Annotated in this window: 5 protein-coding genes; all 5 read left to right on the top strand. The window is 76.8% G+C overall.

Going from position 1 to position 19,227, the window contains the following annotated elements; translation table 11 throughout:
• Nucleotides 1–41: 41 nt before the first annotated feature.
• The 5 genes from ACZ6R9_RS18080 to ACZ6R9_RS18060 are packed head-to-tail and all read left to right on the top strand — an operon-like array spanning nt 42 to nt 19,028.
• Nucleotides 42–5,957: a type I polyketide synthase gene (locus tag ACZ6R9_RS18080; protein ID WP_465538846.1), complete on the top strand. Its 5,916-nt coding sequence runs from the start codon at nt 42–44 to the stop codon at nt 5,955–5,957.
• A gap of 44 nt (nt 5,958–6,001) precedes the next feature.
• The gene (locus ACZ6R9_RS18075; protein ID WP_465538845.1) at nt 6,002–12,538 is read left to right on the top strand and encodes an SDR family NAD(P)-dependent oxidoreductase; all 6,537 of its coding nucleotides are present in this window, start codon (nt 6,002–6,004) and stop codon (nt 12,536–12,538) included.
• Nucleotides 12,535–17,229 (top strand): type I polyketide synthase, encoded by a 4,695-nt coding sequence (locus tag ACZ6R9_RS18070; RefSeq protein WP_465538844.1) that lies wholly within the window; start codon nt 12,535–12,537, stop codon nt 17,227–17,229. The genes ACZ6R9_RS18075 and ACZ6R9_RS18070 overlap by 4 nt, the downstream gene beginning before the upstream one ends.
• 16 nt (nt 17,230–17,245) lie before the next feature.
• Nucleotides 17,246–18,802, top strand: a complete 1,557-nt coding sequence (locus ACZ6R9_RS18065) for an FAD-dependent monooxygenase (protein WP_465538843.1) — start codon at nt 17,246–17,248, stop codon at nt 18,800–18,802.
• A 1-nt stretch (nt 18,803) separates the two neighbouring features.
• Complete coding sequence (locus ACZ6R9_RS18060; RefSeq protein ID WP_380485391.1) at nt 18,804–19,028, top strand: DUF6059 family protein; 225 nt, start codon at nt 18,804–18,806, stop codon at nt 19,026–19,028.
• The last annotated feature ends 199 nt before the right edge of the window (nt 19,029–19,227 follow it).

Raw genomic sequence — 19,227 nt, 5'->3', positions numbered from 1 at the left:
CGGGGCATTTGGGGGAGGTGGATCGGGCGCGGATGGCGCGGGTGGGTATCGCGTCGATGTCCGACGAGACCGGTCTCGCCCTCTTCGACACCGCTGTCACCAGGCCCGAACCGCTGCTGGTCACCGCACCGATCGACCTGCCGGCCCTGCGGGCCGCCGCCAAGTCCGGCACCGTCCCCCCGCTGCTGCGCGGGCTCGCGCCCAGGGTGCGGCGCCGCGCCGGTGCCCAGGGCTCGCTGTCCGATGGTTCCTTTGCCGAGCGGTTGGTGGGGTTGTCGGTGGCGGAGCAGGAGGGGCTGCTGCTGGAGTTGGTGGTGGGTCAGGTGGCGGTGGTGCTCGGTCATGCGGATGGTTCGCGGTTGGACGCGGGTCGGGCGTTCAAGGATCTGGGTTTTGATTCGCTGACTGCGGTGGAGTTGCGCAACCGCTTGCAGGCGGCGGTGGGGGTGCGGTTGCCGGCGACGGTGGTGTTCGACCACCCGAGTCCGTTGGCGCTGGCGGTGCGGTTGCGTGAGGAGGTGCTGGGTTCGGCGCCGTCGGCCCCTGCGCTCCCGGCGGTTGTGTCGGTTCCGGTGGATGAGCCGGTGGCGATTGTGGGGATGGCGTGCCGGTTCCCGGGTGGGGTGCGTTCGCCGGAGGATCTGTGGCGGCTGGTCGCGGAGGGCACTGATGCGATCGGTGGTTTCCCGGAGGACCGGGGGTGGGATCTGGAGGGGTTGTTCGATCCGGATCCGGAGGCGCGGGGCAAGTCGTACACGCGTCATGGCGGGTTCTTGTACGACGCGGCGGAGTTCGATGCGGAGTTCTTCGAGATCTCGCCGCGTGAGGCGTTGGCGACGGATCCGCAGCAGCGGTTGTTGCTGGAGCTGGCGTGGGAGGTGGTGGAGCGGGCCGGGATCGATCCGGTGACGTTGCGCGAATCGCAGACCGGCGTGTTCACGGGCGTCATGTACAACGACTACAGCTCCCGACTGGACCGGACCCCCGACGGCATGGAGGGGTACCTGGCGATCGGAAACTCGTCGAGCGTCGCCTCCGGCCGGGTGGCTTATCAGCTGGGTCTGCAGGGTCCGGCGGTCACCGTCGATACGGCTTGCTCGTCCTCGCTGGTCGCGCTGCACCTGGCGGCCCAGTCCCTGCGCCGCGGCGAGTGCGATCTCGCCCTCGCGGGTGGGGTGACCTTGATGTCCACCCCGTCGATGTTCGTGGAGTTCAGTCGGCAGCGGGGGTTGGCGGCGGATGGTCGGTGCAAGCCGTTCGCGCAGGCGGCGGACGGGACGGGGTGGAGTGAGGGTGCGGGGCTGCTGCTGGTGGAGCGGTTGTCGGACGCGCGGCGGCTGGGGCACCGGGTGCTGGCGGTGGTGCGTGGTTCGGCGGTCAATCAGGACGGGGCGAGCAATGGTCTGACCGCGCCGAACGGTCCGGCTCAGCAGCGGGTGATCGCTGCCGCGCTGGCGGCGGGCGGGCTGGTGCCGGCGGAGGTCGATGCGGTGGAGGCGCACGGCACCGGAACCAGGCTGGGTGACCCGATCGAGGCACAGGCGCTGATCGCGGCCTACGGGCGGGGCCGGGAGGAGGGTCGGCCGCTGTGGTTGGGGTCGGTGAAGTCGAACATCGGTCACACGCAGGCGGCGGCGGGTGTCGCGGGTGTGATCAAGATGGTGAAGGCGATGGAGCACGGGGTGCTGCCGCAGTCGCTGCACGTGGAGGCGCCGAGCGGGCATGTGCAGTGGGAGGGCGGCGGGGTCGAGCTGCTGGCCGAGCAGGTGGTGTGGCCGGAGGTCCGGCGTCCGCGCCGGTCCGCGGTGTCGGCGTTCGGGATCAGCGGGACCAACGCGCATGTCGTCCTCGAACAGCCCGAGGCCCAGCCCACCACCGTGGAGACGCTCCCGGTGGGTCCGGTGCCGTGGATCCTGTCCGCGCGGAACGAGGCCGCCCTGCGTGCGCAGGCCGTCAACCTCGCGGCCGCCGTCCGGGACGGCGGGAGCATCGACGCGGTGGACGTGGCCCGGGCCCTGGCCACCACCCGCACCCGCTGGAACCACCGCGCGGCGGTGGTCGGCGGCGACCTGGACGGCTACCTCGCGGGCCTGGACGTGCTGGCCGAGGGCGGCGTCGCGCCGGAGGCGGTCAGCGCCGTCGCGGGCACCGGCGCGGTGGCGTTCATGTTCACCGGGCAGGGCAGCCAACGGCTAGGAATGGGGCGGGAGTTGTACGCGTCCCAGCCGGTGTTCGCGGCTGCCCTGGACGAGCTGTTCGCCGCCCTCGACCCGCACCTGGACCGGCCGCTCGCCGAGGTGGTGTTCGCCGAACCGGGCAGCCCCGAGGCGGCGCTGCTGGACAGCACCGGGTACACGCAGCCGGCCCTGTTCGCGCTCGAGGTGGCGCTGTTCCGGCTGCTCGAACACTGGGGAGTGCGTCCGGACGTGCTGCTCGGGCACTCGGTCGGCGAGATCGCGGCGGCGCACGTGGCGGGCGTGTTCGGGCTCGGGGACGCGGCGAAGCTGGTCGCCGCGCGGGGCCGGCTGATGCAGGCGCTGCCGCCGGGCGGGGCGATGCTCGCGGTGGAGGCCGGCGAGGAGCAGGTGCGGGCATTGATCGAGCAGCGGGGATCCGGGGTGGACCTGGCCGCGGTGAACGGACCGATGGCGGTGGTGGTCGCCGGCGACGAGGACGCCGTCACCGCGCTCGCCGGGGAGCTCGCCGAGGCGGGCCGGCGGACCAAGCGCCTGACGGTCAGCCACGCCTTCCACTCGGCGCACATGGACGCGATGCTGACCGAGTTCCGTGCCGTTGCCGAGACACTCGACTACCGTCCGGCCACCGTCCCGGTGATCTCGGCGCTGACCGGCCGCCCGGCCGGGGACACCGAGCTGGGCTCGGCCGAGTACTGGGTGCGGCACGCCCGTGGCACGGTCCGGTTCGCCGACGCGGTGCTGCGGGCCCAGGAGGCGGGCGTCGAGGTGCTGGTGGAGCTCGGCCCCGGCGCGGTGCTGGCGCCGATGGCGCTGGACAGCTGGCCGGTCGACGCCGAACGGCCCGCCGCGGTGCCGGTGCTGCGGGCCGACCGCCCGGAAGGGCTGGGCGTCGCCACCGCGCTGGCCCGGCTGCACGTGCACGGGGTGGGGATCGACTGGCCCGCGCTGCTCGGCGCCGGGAGCGGCGGGTTCGCCGTGCCGAGCTACCCGTTCCAGCGCCGCCGTTACTGGCTGGAGCCGGCCCCCGGGCCGCAGCCGGTCGCGGCGGCCGGGCTCGGCGAGGCGGGCCACCCGCTGCTCGGCGCGGTGATCGACGACCCCGAGTCGGCGGCGCTCGCTCTCACCGGCCGGATCGCGGCGGCCACCCATCCGTGGCTGGCCGACCACACCGTCGCCGGGGCCGTGCTGCTGCCCGGCACCGCGGTGGTGGATCTGCTGCTGCACGCCGCCGACCGGGTCGGCGCGGACGGGGTCCGCGACCTGCTGCTGGAGTCCCCGGTGGTCCTGCCCACGGGCCGGGCGCTCCAGCTGCGGCTGGTCCTCGGCGCGCCCGCCGAGGACGGCGAGCGCACCGCGGTGCTGTACGCCAGGCCCGAGGACGAGGACCCGGCCACGGGCTGGACCAAGCACGCCACCGCCCGGCTCGGCGGCGTCGCCCCCGGGCCGGACGGCGCCGACCAGGACGGCGGCCAGTGGCCGCCCGCCGGAGCCGTCGCGCTGCCCGTCGACGACCTCTACCCGGACCTCGCCGAGCGCGGCCTCGGCTACGGACCGCTGTTCCGCGGCCTGCGCGCCGCCTGGCGCGACGGCGACACCGTCCTGGTGGAGGCCGAGCTGCCGCAGGGCACCGCCACCGACGGTTTCGTGCTGCACCCCGCGCTGCTCGACTCCGCGCTGCACGGTTTCCTGCTGCTGCGCGACGACCCGGCGCCCGTGCTGCCGTTCGCCTGGAGCGGGATCCGCGCGGCCGCCCGCCCCGTCACCGCGCTGCGGGCCCGGATCACCCCGCTCGCGGCCGACCGGCTGCGCTTCGAGGCCCGGGACCTGGACGGGCGGCTCCTCGTCCGGATCGACTCGCTCACCACCCGCCCGCTGCCCGCCGGGACCCTCGGCGGGGACCGGGGCGGACTGTACGCGACCGAGTGGGTGCAGGCGCCGCTGCCGCCCGTCCCCGCCGCAGGGTGGGCACTGCTCGGCGGCACGGACGCCGCGACGGCCGCTCTCGCCCTGCCCGCCGGAACGCGGCGCCACCTTGACGTCGCCGCGCTCGCCGCGGCGGAAGGCGGGGTGCCCGGCGTGGTGGTGGCGCCCTGCCCGGCCTTCGCCCCCGCCGCGGCCGACCCGGCCGAGGCGGTCCGGGCGGAGACCGCGGGCTTCCTCGCCCTGCTGCGGTCCTGGCTGGCCGAGGAACGGCTGTCCGGCAGCCGCCTGGTGGTCCTCACCCGTGGCGACGGCCTCGCCGCCGCCGCGGTGCGCGGACTCCTGCGGGCCGCGCAGCGCGAGCACCCCGGCCGGTTCGCCCTGATCGACACCGACGAGCGGAGCACCGCCGACCTGCTGCTCGCCGCCTGCGCCGGTGACGAGCCCGAACTGGTCCTGCGGGACGGCACCGCCCTGGCCCCTCGGCTGGCCGCCGTGCCCGAGGAGGCGACCACCGCGGAGCCGGTGCTGGACCCCGACGGCACCGTGCTGATCACCGGCGCCACCGGCGCGCTCGGCCGACAGCTCGCCCGGCACCTGGTCCGGCGGCACGGCGTGCGCCGGCTGCTGCTGGTCAGCCGCGGCGGCCCGGACGCCGAACTCGCGGCCGAACTCGCCGCAGCCGGAGCGGACGCCGGCTTCGCCGCCTGCGACGTCGCCGACCGGGCCGCGCTGGCCGAGGTCCTGGCCGCGGTGCCGGCCGCGCATCCGCTCACCGGGGTGTTCCACGCCGCCGGCGTGGTCGCCGACGGGGTGCTGGAGTCACTGACCGCCGCCGACCTGGACACCGTGCTGCGGCCCAAGACCGACGCCGCCCTGCACCTGCACGAACTGACCCTGGACGCCGACCTCGGCGCGTTCGTCCTGTTCTCCTCGGTCGCCGGGGTGCTCGGCTCCGCCGGGCAGGCGAACTACGCCGCCGCCAACGCCGCCCTGGACGCCCTCGCCGGGCAGCGCCGCGCCCGCGGCCTGCCGGCCGTCTCGCTGGCCTGGGGCAGTTGGGGGGCCGAAGGGGACGGCCGTGGCATGACCGGGGCCCTCGACGGCGCCGAACGGGCCCGGCTGCGCCGCACCGGCGTGGTGCCGCTGACCGCGCAGGACGGACTCGCCCTGCTCGACCGGGGTCTGACGGCGGACCGGCCCGCCCTGGTGGCCGCCCGGTTCGACCCGGGGGCGCTGCTCGCGCAGGACACCGAGGGCACCCTCCCGGCGGTGCTGCGCGGCCTGCTGCCCGCCCGGCGCCGGCCCGCGCCGACCGCGGCGCCCACCCGGCCGGACCCGCTGCGGACCCGGCTGGCGGCGCTGGCCGGGCCGGAACGCGGCCGGCTGCTGCTGGACACCGTGCGTCAGCGGGCCGCCGCGGCGCTCGGACACCCCGGCGCGGACGCCGTTCCGGCCGGCCGCGGCTTCCTCGACCTCGGGTTCAACTCGCTCACCGCGGTCGAGTTCCGCAACGACCTGGAGCGGCTCACCGGACTGCGCCTGGCCGCCACCGTGATGTTCGACCACCCCACCCCGGACGCGCTGGCCCGGCACCTGCTGGAGCTGGCCGGGCCGACCGACCCGGCGCCGGCCGCCGCCCCCGCGTTCACCGGACTGGAGGAGTTCGCCGGCACCCTCGCCGGACTCGAAGCCGATGCCCGGGCCAGGGCGGCCGTGCGGCTGCGCGAACTGCTGCAGGAACTCGACGGAACGGCCGCCGCGGCCACGGACGGCTTCGACGACGTCAGCGACGACGACATCTTCGACTTCATCGACCGGGAACTCGGGGCCTCCTGATGGGCCGCCAACCGTCCCCGCAGACCCCGAGAGGACAGCTGAACGTGACGACCGAACAGAAACTGCGCGACTACCTCAAGCGGGTCACCGGCCAGCTCGCGCAGGCCAACCGCCGCCTGCGCGAGGCCGACGAGGCCCGGACCGAACCGATCGCGATCGTCGCGATGAGCTGCCGCTACCCGGGCGGGGTCCACACCCCCGAGGACCTGTGGCAGCTGGTCGCCGACGGCCGCGACGCCACCGGCGAGTTCCCCGCCGACCGGGGCTGGGACACCGCAGGGCTGTACGACCCCGACCCGGAGTCCACCGGCCGCACCTGCACCACCCGCGGCGGCTTCCTCTACGACGCCGACCGCTTCGACCCCGAGTTCTTCGGAATCAACCCGCGCGAGGCCCTCGCCACCGACCCGCAGCAGCGGCTGCTGCTGGAACTCGCCTGGGAGGTCTTCGAACGGGCCGGCATCCGTCCGCAGGACGTCCGCGGCAGCGCCACCGGGGTGTTCACCGGAGTCATGTACAACGACTACGGGGCGCGGCTGCGGCCGATGCCCGGCGCCTTCGAGGGCTACCTGGGCAGCGGCAGCGCGGGCAGCGTCGCCTCCGGCCGGGTCTCCCACACCTTCGACCTCGGCGGCCCCGCGATCACCGTGGACACCGCCTGCTCGTCCTCGCTGGTCGCCATCCACCTCGCCGCCGAGTCGCTGCGCCGCGGCGAGTCCGTGCTCGCGCTGGCCGGCGGCGTCACCGTGATGGCGACCCCCGACACCTTCGTGGAGTTCAGCCGCCAGCGCGGCCTCGCCCCCGACGGCCGCTGCAAGCCGTTCTCCGCGCACGCCGACGGCACCGGCTGGGGCGAGGGCGGCGGGCTGCTGCTGCTGGAACGGCTCTCCGACGCCCGGCGCAACGGCCATCCGGTGCTCGCCCTGGTCCGCTCCAGCGCCGTCAACCAGGACGGCACCAGCAGCCAGCTCACCGCCCCCAACGGCCCCGCGCAGCAGCGCGTCCTGCGGCAGGCGCTGGCCAACGGCGGACTCCTGCCCGGTGACGTGGACGCCGTCGAGGCGCACGGCACCGGCACCACCCTGGGCGACCCGATCGAGGCGGGCGCGCTGATCGGGGTCTACGGCGCCGACCGGTCCCCGGACGCGCCGCTGCGACTCGGCTCGGTCAAGTCCAACCTCGGCCACACCCAGGCCGCGGCCGGCGTGGCCGGCGTGATCAAGATGGTGATGGCGCTGCGCCACCGGACGCTGCCCCGCACCCTGCACGCCGAACAGCCCTCGCCGCACGTCGACTGGGCGGGCGGCCACCTCGCCCTGCTCACCCAGCCGGTGGCCTGGCCGCCCCGCGAGCGGCCCCGCCGGGCCGGTGTCTCCTCGTTCGGCATCAGCGGCACCAACGCCCACGTGATCATCGAGGAGGAGCCGGCCGCCGAACCCGCCGAACCCGCCGAGCCCGCTGCCGAGCCCGCCGCCGAACCCGTCGTCAGCGCGCCGACCCCGCCCTGGGTGCTGTCCGCCCGCACCGACGGGGCGCTGCGCGCCCAGGCGGGCCGGCTCCGGAGCTGGCTCGGCGACGCCCGCACCGGCGACGCCGAACTCGCCGCCGCGCTGGCCGGGCACCGCACCCTGTTCGAGCACCGTGCGGTACTGCTCGGCGGCGACCGCGACCGGCAGCTCGCCGCCCTCGACGCGCTCGCCGCCGGCCGCCCGTCCCTCGACCTGGTCGAGGGACGGGCCGAGACGGCCGGCCGCACCGTCCTGGTCTTCCCCGGGCAGGGCACCCAGTGGGCCGGCATGGCCGGCGACCTGCTCGAACGCTCCCCCGTCTTCCGGCGCGCCCTGGAGGACTGCGCCGACGCGCTCCGCCCGCACACCGACTGGTCACTGCTGGACGTGGTGCGCGCCGGCGGCGACGGCGACCTGCTGGCCCGCGTCGACGTGGTGCAGCCCGCGCTGTTCGCCATGATGGTGTCGCTGGCCCGGCTGTGGCGCTCCGTCGGTGTGGTCCCCGACGCCGTCGTCGGCCACTCCCAGGGCGAGATCGCCGCCGCCCACGTGGCCGGCGCCCTCGACCTCGACGACGCCGCCCGCGCGGTCGCCCTGCGCAGCCGCGCCCTGACCCGGCTGGCCGGCAGCGGCGCGATGGCCTCGGTCGCGCTCGGCGCCGAACAGGTCGCCCGGACCCTCGCCGACGGCCGGCCCGGCGTGCACATCGCCGCCGTCAACGGGCCCGGCGCCACCGTCGTCGCGGGCGACCCCGACGCCGTCCGGGTGCTGCTCGACGAGTACCGGGCCGCCGGAGTGAAGGTCCGGCTGCTCCCGGTCGACTACGCCTCGCACTCCCCGCACGTCGAAGCCATCGAAACCGAGATCCTCGACGCGCTGGCCGGCCTGAAGCCGCGCACCGCCGACACCGCCTTCTACTCGACCGTCACCGCCGGCCCGATCGACACCGCCACCCTCGACGCCGCCTACTGGTACCGCAACCTGCGCCGACCGGTCCGCTTCGACGAAGCCACCCGGCGGCTCGCGGCCGACGGCCACCGGCTGTTCGTCGAGGCCAGCCCGCACCCCGTGCTGACCGCCGCCGTCGAGGAGACCGTCGAACAGGCCGGCGCCACCGTCACCGCGATCGGGACCCTGCGCCGCGCCGAACCCGCCGCCGACCGCTTCCTGCGCTCCGCCGCCGAACTGCACACCCAGGCCGCCGACCTCGACTGGACCGCTCTGCGCAGCGCCGCACCGTCCCGCGACGCCGTCCCGCCGACCTACGCCTTCCAGCGCCGCCGGCTGTGGATCGACACCCCCGCCGGGGCCGCCGACGCCGCCGGCCTCGGCCTCGACCCGGCCGGACACCCGCTGCTCGACGCGGCACTCGCCACCGCCGAACCCGGCACCCTGCTGCTGACCGGCCGGATCTCCCGGCGCACCCACCCCTGGCTGACCGGCCACGCCGTCGCCGGCAGCGTGCTGGTCCCCGGCACCGCGCTGCTCGAACTCGCCCTGCACGCCGCAGGCCGGGCCGGCGCCGGCGCGGTCGAGGAACTCACCCTGGAAGCACCGCTGCCACTGCCCGAGGACGAGCCGGTGCAGCTCCAGGTCGCCGTCGTCGCCGACGGGCCGGGCCGGCACCGGGTCACCGTGCACTCCCGGACCGCCGCCACCCCCGGCGAGTGGACCCGGCACGCCGCCGGCACCCTCGCCGCACCGTCACCCGCCGCACCCGCGCCCGACACCGACACCGCCGCGGCCTGGCCGCCGCCCGGCGCCCGGCCCGTCCCGCTCGACGGCGCGTACGAACGGCTCGCCGCCCTCGGCTACCACTACACCGGCGCGTTCCGCGGCCTGCGGGCCCTCTGGCAGGACGGCACGGACCTGTACGCCGAAGTGGAACTGCCTGCCTCCGACACCGACAGCACCGGCCACGCCGTCCACCCGGCGCTGCTCGACGCCTGCCTGCACGGCCTGCTCGCCGCCGACCCGCCCACGGACGAACTCCTCCTGCCCTTCCACTGGAGCGGCGTGCGCCTGCACGCCACCGGCGCCCGCACCCTACGGGTCCGGCTGCGCCGCACCGGCGAGCAGACCCTGGCACTCGCCGCGGCCGACCCCCACGGCCGTCCCGTGCTCGACGCGGACGCCCTCACCCTGCGCCCGATCGACCCGGCCCGCCTCGCCGCAGGCGGCCGCAACGCCCGCGACGCCCTGTACCACCTCGGCTGGCGGCCGCAGGCCCCGGCCACCGGGACCGTCCCCGCGACCGGTCCGCTGACGCTGCTCGCCGCACCCGTCCCCGGCGGTCCGGAGATCGCCGAGGACGCCGCCCGCCGGCTGGCCGACCGCCACGGCCGGCCCGCCTGCCACCCGGACCTCGGCGCGCTGCGGGCCGCGGGCGCCCCCCGGCCCGCCGAGGTGCTGGTCCTCGTACCACCGCAGGGCGGCGCGGACGTCCCCGGCGACACCCACCGGCTGACCGCCGGACTGCTCGGCCTGCTCCAGGACTGGCTCGCGGACGAGGCGTTCGCCGACACCCGGCTCGTCCTGGTCACCCGCCGGGCCGTCGTCACCGCCGCCGACGAACCCGGGCCCGACCTGGCCGGTGCGGCCGTGTGGGGCCTGGTCGGCGCGGCGATGGCCGAGAGCCCAGACCGGTTCGGCCTCGCCGACCTCGACGAACACTCCCTCGACTCGCTGCCCGCCGCCCTCGCCACCGGCGAATCCAGGCTCGCGGTGCGGGCCGGGACGGTGCTGCTGCCCCGGCTCGCCCGCTCCGGCGGACCGCACCCCGACCTGGCGGTCCCCGACCGACCGGCCTGGCGGCTCGACCTCACCGAGCGCGGCAGCCTGGAGAACGTCGTCCTCGCCGACTGCCCGGAACTCGCCGCCGCACTCGAACCCGGCCAGGTCCGGGTGGCACTGCGGGCGGCCGGCCTGAACTTCCGGGACGTGCTGATCGGCCTCGGCATGTACCCGGGCGACGGCCGGATGGGCGGCGAGGGCGCGGGCGTGGTCCTGGAGACCGGGCCGGGCGTCACCACGCTGCGCCCCGGCGACCGCGTCATGGGCCTGATCACCCACGGCACCGGGCCCGTCGCGGTCACCGACCACCGGATGCTGACGGCGATCCCGGACGGCTGGTCCTACGCCCAGGCCGCCACCGTCCCGATCGTCTTCCTCACCGCCTACTACGGGCTGCAGGACCTGGCCGGCGCCCGCCGCGGCGAACGCCTGCTGCTGCACGCCGCCACCGGCGGCGTCGGCATGGCCACCCTGCAACTGGCCCGCCACTGGGGCCTGGAGGTGCTCGCGACCGCCAGCCCCGCCAAGTGGCCGGTGCTGCGCGCCCTCGGCGTGCCCGCCGAACGCATCGCCTCCTCGCGCGAACTCGGCTTCGAGGCGATGGTCGCCGAGCAGACCGGCGGGGCAGGCGCCGACATCGTGCTCAACTCGCTCGCCAAGGAGTTCGTCGACGCCTCGCTGCGGGCGCTGCGACCCGGCGGACGGTTCGTCGAAATGGGCAAGACCGACATTCGCGACGCCGACACGATCGCCCGCGAGCACCACGGCGTCCGCTACCGGGCGTTCGACCTGCTCGACGCCGGGCCCGAACGGATCGCCGAGATGCTCGCCGACCTGGCCCGGCTGTTCGCCGAGGGCACGCTCGCACCCCTGCCCGTGCACAGCCGGGACGTCCGGCAGGCCAAGGAGGCGCTGCGGTTCCTCTCCCAGGCCCGCCACACCGGCAAGCTGGCGCTCACCCTGCCCGTTCCGCGCGACCCCGACGGCACCGTGCTGCTCACCGGCGGCACCGGCACCCTCGGCGCGATGGTCGCCCGCCACCTGGTCCGTGATCGCGGTGCCACCCGCCTGCTGCTGATCGGCCGGCGCGGCCCCGAGGCGCCCGGGGCGGAAGAACTCGCCAAGGAACTGACCGCGCTCGGCGCGCACGTCGACATCGTCGCCTGCGACGCCGCCGACCGGCAGCAGCTCGCCGACCTGCTGGCCGAGGTCCCCGCCGAGCACCCGCTGACCGCGGTGCTGCACCTCGCCGGGGTGCTCGACGACGCCACCGTCCCCAACCTCACCGCAGAACAGCTGCACACCGTGCTGCGGGCCAAGGTCGACGCCGCCTGGAACCTGCACCGGCTCACCCTGGACCTCGACCTGTCCGACTTCGTGCTGTTCTCCTCACTGGCCTCCACCGTCGGCGCCCCCGGCCAGGCCAACTACGCCGCCGCCAACGCCTTCCTGGACGCCCTCGCCCGGCACCGGCAGGCCCACGGCCTGCCCGCCACCTCGCTCGCCTGGGGACTGTGGGCGCAGGCCAGCGGCATGACCGACCACCTCGACCGCGACGACCTGGCCCGGCTGCGCCGCAGCGGCGTGCTGCCGATGGACGAGGAACTCGCCCTCGGGCTGCTCGACCTCGCCCTGGACAGCAGCCACCCGGCCGTGGTGCCCGCCCTGTTCGACCCGGCGGCGCTGCGCCGGCAGGCCGAGGCCGACCTGCTGCACCCCGTCCTGCACGACCTGGCGCGCCGCCCCGCCGGACGGGACGACCCCGCCGCGCCCGCGCAGCCCGCCGTCCTGCAACTGGCCGACCGGGACCCGGAGGAGCGGGCCCGGGCCGTGCGGGAACTGGTCCGCAGCAACGCCGCCCTGGTGCTCGGCCACGACTCGCCCGACGGCGTCCCGCTGGACCGGCCGTTCAAGGACATCGGCTTCGATTCGCTCACCGCCGTCGAACTGCGCAACCGCCTCAACCGGGCCACCGGCCTCCGGCTGCCCGCCACCGTGATCTTCGCCCACCCCACTGCCGGGCAACTCGCCGAGCACCTGCTCACCGCCCTCGCCCCGGCCGGACCCACCCTGCTCGCCGAACTCGGCGAACTGGAGGCCCGGCTCACCGCCGAGGCCCCCGATGACGCCCTGCGCGAGGAACTGCTGACCCGCCTGGAGGCGATGGCGCGGCGCCTGCGGCCCGCCGAACCGGAGCCCGGGGCGCCCTCCGAGGCCGGCATCGACGCCGCCAGCACCGAGGAGATCTTCGCACTCATCGACCGGGAGCTGGGCCGATGAGCGGCGCACCGGCGCCCCGCACCGCCGCCCACCCCCATCGACCGCACCCCACCGGAGAGGCCGGGCCAGCCGTGACCGAGGAAGCCAAACTCGCCGACTACCTGAAACGGGTCACCGCCGACCTGCTGAAGACCCGCCGCCGCCTGCAGGAGGTGGAGGCCGAGCAGACCGAGCCGATCGCCGTGGTCGGCATGGCCTGCCGCTACCCGGGCGGCGTGCGGAGCCCCGAGGACCTGTGGGACCTGGTCGCCACCGGCACCGACGCGATCACCCGGTTCCCCGACGACCGCGGCTGGGACCTCGACGCCATCCACCACCCCGACCCCGAGCACCGCGGCACCAGCTACGTCGACCGCGGCGGATTCCTGCCCGAGGCGGGCTGGTTCGACGCCGCGTTCTTCGGGATGAGCCCCCGCGAGGCCCAGGCCACCGACCCGCAGCAGCGGCTGCTGCTGGAGATCGTCTGGGAGGCCGTCGAACGGGCCGGCATCGACCCGGCCTCACTGCGCGGCAGCGACACCGGCGTCTACGCGGGCGTCATCGCACAGGACTACGGCCCGGTCGGCGCGCACGGCGTCCCCGCCGACATCGAGGGCTTCGCGATCGGCAACCAGACCAGCGTCGCCTCCGGCCGGGTCTCCTACACGCTCGGCCTGAACGGGCCCGCGATCACCCTGGACACCGCCTGCTCCTCCTCGCTGGTGGCGATCCACCTGGCCGCCCGCGCACTGCGCGACGGCAGCTGCTCGCTGGCCCTGGCCGGCGGCGTCACCGTGCTGCCCAGCCCGCGCGGCTTCATCGAGTTCAGCCGCCAGCGCGGCCTGGCCCCCGACGGCCGGTGCAAGCCGTTCGCCGCCGCCGCCGACGGCACCGCCTGGGCGGAGGGCGCCGGGGTACTGCTGCTCGAACGGCTCTCCGACGCCCGCCGGGCCGGCCGCCGGGTGCACGCGGTGATCACCGGCACCGCCGTCAACCAGGACGGTGCCAGCAACGGACTGACCGCGCCCAGCGGCCCCGCCCAGGAACGGGTGGTCCGCCGGGCGCTCGACGCGGCCCGCCTGCTCGCCGCCGACATCGACGCCGTCGAGGCGCACGGCACCGGAACCCCGCTCGGTGACCCGATCGAAGCGCAGGCCCTGATCGCCACCTACGGGCAGGGCCGACCCGCCGACCGGCCGCTGTGGCTCGGCTCGGTCAAGTCGAACCTCGGCCACACCCAGGCCGCCGCCGGGGTGTGCGGGGTGATCAAGACGATCGAGGCGATCCGGCACGGGCGGCTGCCGCGCACCCTGCACGTCGACGCGCCGTCGCCGCACGTCGACTGGTCGGCGGGCGCCGTCCGGCTGCTCACCGAGGACATACCGTGGCCCGCCGTGGACCGGCCGCGGCGCGCCGCGGTCTCCTCGTTCGGGATCAGCGGCACCAACGCCCATGTCATCGTCGAACAGTGCCCCGAGCCACAGCCGCAGCCGGAGCCCGACGCCGCGCCGCCGGCCGAGGCCGGGTCGTCCGACCCCGCCCCGTCCGACCCCGCCCCGGCCGGCCCGCGCCCCTGGGTGCTCACCGCCCGCACCCCGACCGCGCTGGCCGCGACCGCCCGCCGCCTGCTGCACCGGCTGCGCACCTCGCCCGACACCGACGAGGCGGTCGGCCGGGCACTGGCCACCACCCGCACCCGGTTCGAGCACCGAGCCGTGCTGCTGGGCGGCGACCGCGACGGGTTCGCCGAGACCCTGCACGCGCTGGGGGAGGGACGCACCTCGCCGCGGCTGCTGACCGGCCGGGCGGCGGCCCCGCTCCGGGTGGCGTTCATGTTCTCCGGCCAGGGCAGCCAGCGGCCCGGCATGGGCACCGGCCTGTACCGTGCCCACCCGGCCTTCGCCGCCGCGTACGACGCCGCCTGCGCGGCCCTCGACCCGCACCTGCCGAGGCCGCTGCGCGAGATCGTCAACGCCGCGCCCGGCAGCCCCGAGGCCGCGCTGCTGGACCGCACCGAATACGCGCAGCCCGCCCTGTTCGCCCTCCAGGTGGCGCAGTTCCGGCTGGTCGAGGCGTTCGGCGTCCGGCCCGACGCGCTGATCGGACACTCGGTCGGCGAGTTCGCCGTCGCGCACTGCGCGGGCATGCTGTCGCTCGCCGACGCGGCCGGCCTGGTGGCGGCCCGCGGCCGGCTGATGGGCGAGCTCCCCGGCGGTGGCGCGATGATCGCCGTCGAAGCCACCGAGACCGAACTCCGCGACGCCCTGGACGGCCTGCACGAGCGGCTCGGCATCGCCGCCGTCAACGGCCCCCGGGCGGTGGTGCTGTCCGGCGCGGCCGAGGAGGCGGAGCAGGTTGCCGAAGCGTTCCGCCGGCAGGGCCGCCGGGTCCGCCGGCTCACCGTCAGCCACGCCTTCCACTCGCCGCTGATGGAACCGATGCTCGGCGCCCTCGGCGAAGCGGCCGCCGCAGTCCGCTTCGCGCCGCCCCGCGTCCGGGTGGTCTGCGGCGCCACCGGCGACAGCGCCGACCAGTGGCTCACCACCCCCGACTACTGGGTCCAGCAGGCCCGCGGCACGGTCCGTTTCCACGACGGGCTGCGCAGCCTGCAGGACTCCGGGATCAACGCCTACCTCGAACTCGGACCGGACAGCGTGCTGGCCGCGCTCGCCCAGCGCCCCCCGGCCGCCGGGGACGGCGCCGAGCCCGCCGCGCCCCGCGTGGTCGTCCCGCTGCTTCGGCGCGACCGCCCCGAACCCGAGTCGGTGCTCGCCGCCCTCGGCGAGCTCTACGTCGAGGGCGGCGCGGTGGACTGGCACGCCGCCTACCCGCCCTCGCCCACCACCGCCGCGGCACAGCTGCCCACCTACCCCTTCGAACGCGACCACCACTGGCTGACCCCCAGCACGCCGCCCCGCGCCGGAACCGAACGGCTCCGGGCCGCCCTCGACCGCGCCGACACCGCTGAACTCGCCCGGCTGACCGGCCTGCCCGACGACCGCCCCACCACCCTCGCCGACCTGGTCGCCGCCCTCGGTACCCCGGCCGGCCCCGGCCAGGACCGGTCCGAGGACGGCACCGCCCACCGCGCCGTCTGGCGACGCGTCCCCGCCCCGGACGTCCCGCTGCTCTCCGGCCGCTGGCTCGCCGTCCTCCCGGCCGACGGCGCCGGCGACCCGTTCTCCGACGCGGTCCTCGCCGCCCTGAGGGCCGGCGGCGCCGAGGCCGTCCCCGTCCTTGCGGGCCCCGGCCTCCCCGCCGCCCTCCGCACCGTGGCCGCCGGCCCGCCGCCGGTCGGCGTCCTGTCGCTGCCGGCCCGCCGCACCCCGTCCGGGGGCGTGGACGGGGACGCCGAACCGGCCGCCACCGAACGCCTCTCCGCCGCCCTGCTGGAGGCCGGGCTGGACGCGCCGCTGTGGTGCCTGACCCGGGCCGCCGTCGATCCCGACGCGGCGGAGAGCGGGACGGCCGCCGGGCGGCTGTGGTCGCTCGCCGACGCCCGCCGGACCGCCCCCGTCCCGTGGTACGGGCTGGTGGACCTGCCCGAGGAGCCCACCGCGCGCACCCTGTCCTGGCTGGTCGCGCTGCTCGCCGACCCGGCCGGACCCGAGCACGCCGCCATCCGGCCGGCCGGCGTGCAGGTGCGCCGACTGGAGCGGAGCGGGCCCGGCCCGGAACCGACGGGCCGCCCGGGCGGCACGGTCCTGATCACCGCCGGTCCGGCCGCCCTGACCGACGCCGCGCTCCGCTGGGCCGCCGAACGGGGCGCCGCGCACGTCCTGCTGCTGACCGGCCCGGAACAGCCCGCCGGGCAGCTCGGCCGGCAGCCCGGCCAGGAGCCCGGCCAGGAGCCGACGGCCGGGGGAGCGGCCGTTCCGTCCCCCGGCGGTGGGCGCCCCTGCGAGGTGACGGTGCGGCCGTGCGACCCGGCCGACCGGGCCGCGCTGGCCGCAGTGCTCGGCGCCGTCCCGGCCGACCACCCGCTGACCGACGTGCTGCACCTGTCCGCCCTTGCCGACGCCGACGTCGATGCCGACGGCGCGGCCGCGTCGGCGCTGCACGAGGCGACCGCCGGGCTGCCGCTGGCCCGGTTCGCGCTGTTCGCCCCGCTCGCCGCGCCGCTGACCGGGGACGCCCCGGACGGCTCGGCGGCGCTGCGGGCCGGACACGCCGCGGTGGCGGGTGCGCGGCGGGCGGCCGGAGCGTCCGGCCGGAGCGTGGCGTGGGCCGGGCCCGCCGACGCGGTGGCCGGGATCCGGGAGGCGCTGAGCGGCCCGGACGCGGACCTGCTGGTCGCCGACCTGCCGCTGACCGGTCTGCTCACCGCGTTCGCCGGCCATCCGGTACCGCCCCCGCTGCGCGACCTGCTCGGCCGGACCCGGACCACCGACGACCCCGCGGCCCCCGACGGGTCCGGCACCCGGCTGGCCGCGCACCTCGCCGGTCTGCCCGCGGCGGAGCGGCGGGAGGCGCTGCTGTCGCTGGTGCGCCGGAGCACGGCGTTCGTGCTCGGGCACTCCGCGCACGACGCGGTGCCGGTGGACACCGCGTTCGCCGAACTCGGCCTCACCTCGTTCACGGCGTTCGAGCTGCGCCGCCGCGTGGTGGACGCCACCGGCGTCGACCTGCCGCTGGCGCGGATATTCGAGCACCCCACCCCGTCCGCGCTGGCCGAGCACCTGCACACGGTGCTGCCGGCCGCCGCCCGCTGAGGAAGGAAGTGCAGTCGTGAACGCCGATGTCTGTTCCGAGGCGGACGTGGTCGTGGTCGGGGGCGGCCCGGTCGGCCTGTTCCTGGCGGCCGAGCTCGGCCTGGCCGGCGCGTCCGTGCTGGTGGTCGAGCGGCTCGACCGGGCGGCCCGCACCGACAGCCCCGCGCTGCGCGGGGTCACCACCCGGACGATGCGCACGCTGGCGCTGCGCGGACTGGACGGGCCGGTCGTGGCGGCCGCCGAGCAGGCGCTGCGCACCCTGATCGGCACCGCCGCCACGCTCGCCCCGGCCGGTCCGCGGCCGGTCGCGGCGGGCGGTCAGGTCGCCTCCACCCAGCTCGGCAGCGGCGGCGCGACCAAGGGGCACATCGGGATGGTGCCGCTGACCGACCCACTCGGGGAACACACCGACGTGTCGCTGCTCCCGGTGCCGTACACCGTCCTGCGCGAGGTGTTCGCGGCCCGGGCCCGGCAGCACGGCGCCGGGCTGCTGCACGGGCGTTCGGTGGTGGCGGTCGAACCGGGGCCGGACGGGGTGGTGGCCCGGCTGGACGACGGCCGGACCATCCGGGCGGGCTACCTGGTGGGCGCGGACGGGGGCCGGAGCGCGGTGCGCCGGCTCGCCGGGTTCGACTTCCCGGGCACCGGTCCGACCCTGTTCGCGGTCGGCGGGGAGGACGTCGCGCTGCTCGACGCGGAGAAGCTGCCGCGTGGCTTCACCCGCACCCCGGCCGGCGCGCTGATGGTCGACGTGGTGCCGGGCCAGGTGGTGGCGCTGGAGTTCGACCGCCCGCCGGCCGACCGGCGCGCCCCCGTGACCGCGGCGGAACTGCAGGCGGCGCTGCGCCGGGTGGGCGGGGCCGACGTGACGGTCGCCCGGGTGGGTTCCCCGTTCCGGTACAACGACAACGCCCGGCAGGCCACGAGCTACCGCTTCGGCCGCGTCCTGCTGGCCGGCGACGCGGCCCACGTCCACTCGCCGTTCGGCGGGCAGGGCGTCAACCTCGGCATCCAGGACGCCGCCAACCTCGGCTGGAAGCTGGCCCGGGTGGTGCGCGGCTCGGCCCCCGAGGACCTCCTCGACAGCTACACGGCCGAACGGCACGCCCCCGCCGCCCGCGTCCTGCGCAACTCCCGGGCCCAGGCCGCGCTGCTGCGCCACGGCCCTCAGGTGGACGCGGTGCGGGACTTGATCGCCGACCTGGTCGAAGTGCCCCAGGCCAAACGGATGCTGATCGAGATGCTGCACGCGCTGGACGTCACCTACGACCACCCCGACCGCAGCGCCGGCCACCCGCTGGTGGGACGGTTCGCTCCCGACCTGCTGCCGGTGGACGGCCTCGACGACGGGCTGGCGGTGCTGCTCGACGCCACACCCGCCGGCGAGCACCGCGCGGCCGTCGCCGGCCGTCCCGGTCTGCGCTGGAGCCGGGCGGAGTTCCCCGGTCACCCCGGCCTCGGCGCGGTGCTGGTCCGGCCGGACGGCTACCTGGCCTGGGCCTGCGACCGCGTGGACCCCCGTCCTGGACCGGCCGGGGCGCTGAACCGCTGGTTCGGCCCGGCCACCGCCTGACATGCGGTGGCACCTGGCGGCCCGGACCGCGGCGATCTCGCTGTGCTGCCGCCTCGGCCGGGCACTGATCGGCTTCGGCACCTGCTGGTTCCCCGGCCCGCCCGCGCCGGTGCCGCACGAGCAGGACCCCGGCCCGGGGCACCCCGAGCGGCTCTGCCCCGAACTGCCGCCCAGCGCCACCGAACTGGCGCTGTGGCGCCAGCTCGGACACCGGGGCCGGGCCTGACCGGCCGGCCTGCCGCTCCGGCCCGGCACTGCTGGCGTTGGGGTCGGCAGCGGCCTCGTCACCACCATCCGGCACTCGCCCCGGGCGCCCCTGCTCGGGGTGGCGGGACGGTAACAGACTTTAGGCCAGGCCCCGATCGTGCCCCGGAACCCGGGGTCTTGACGGTACATGCAACCCTTGCGGGGGCAGAGGCCCGGCG

The organism is Kitasatospora sp. NPDC048662, from assembly GCF_055587065.1.
The sequence above is the reverse complement of the archived record's forward strand: the minus strand, read 5'-3'. Positions and strand labels throughout refer to the sequence as shown.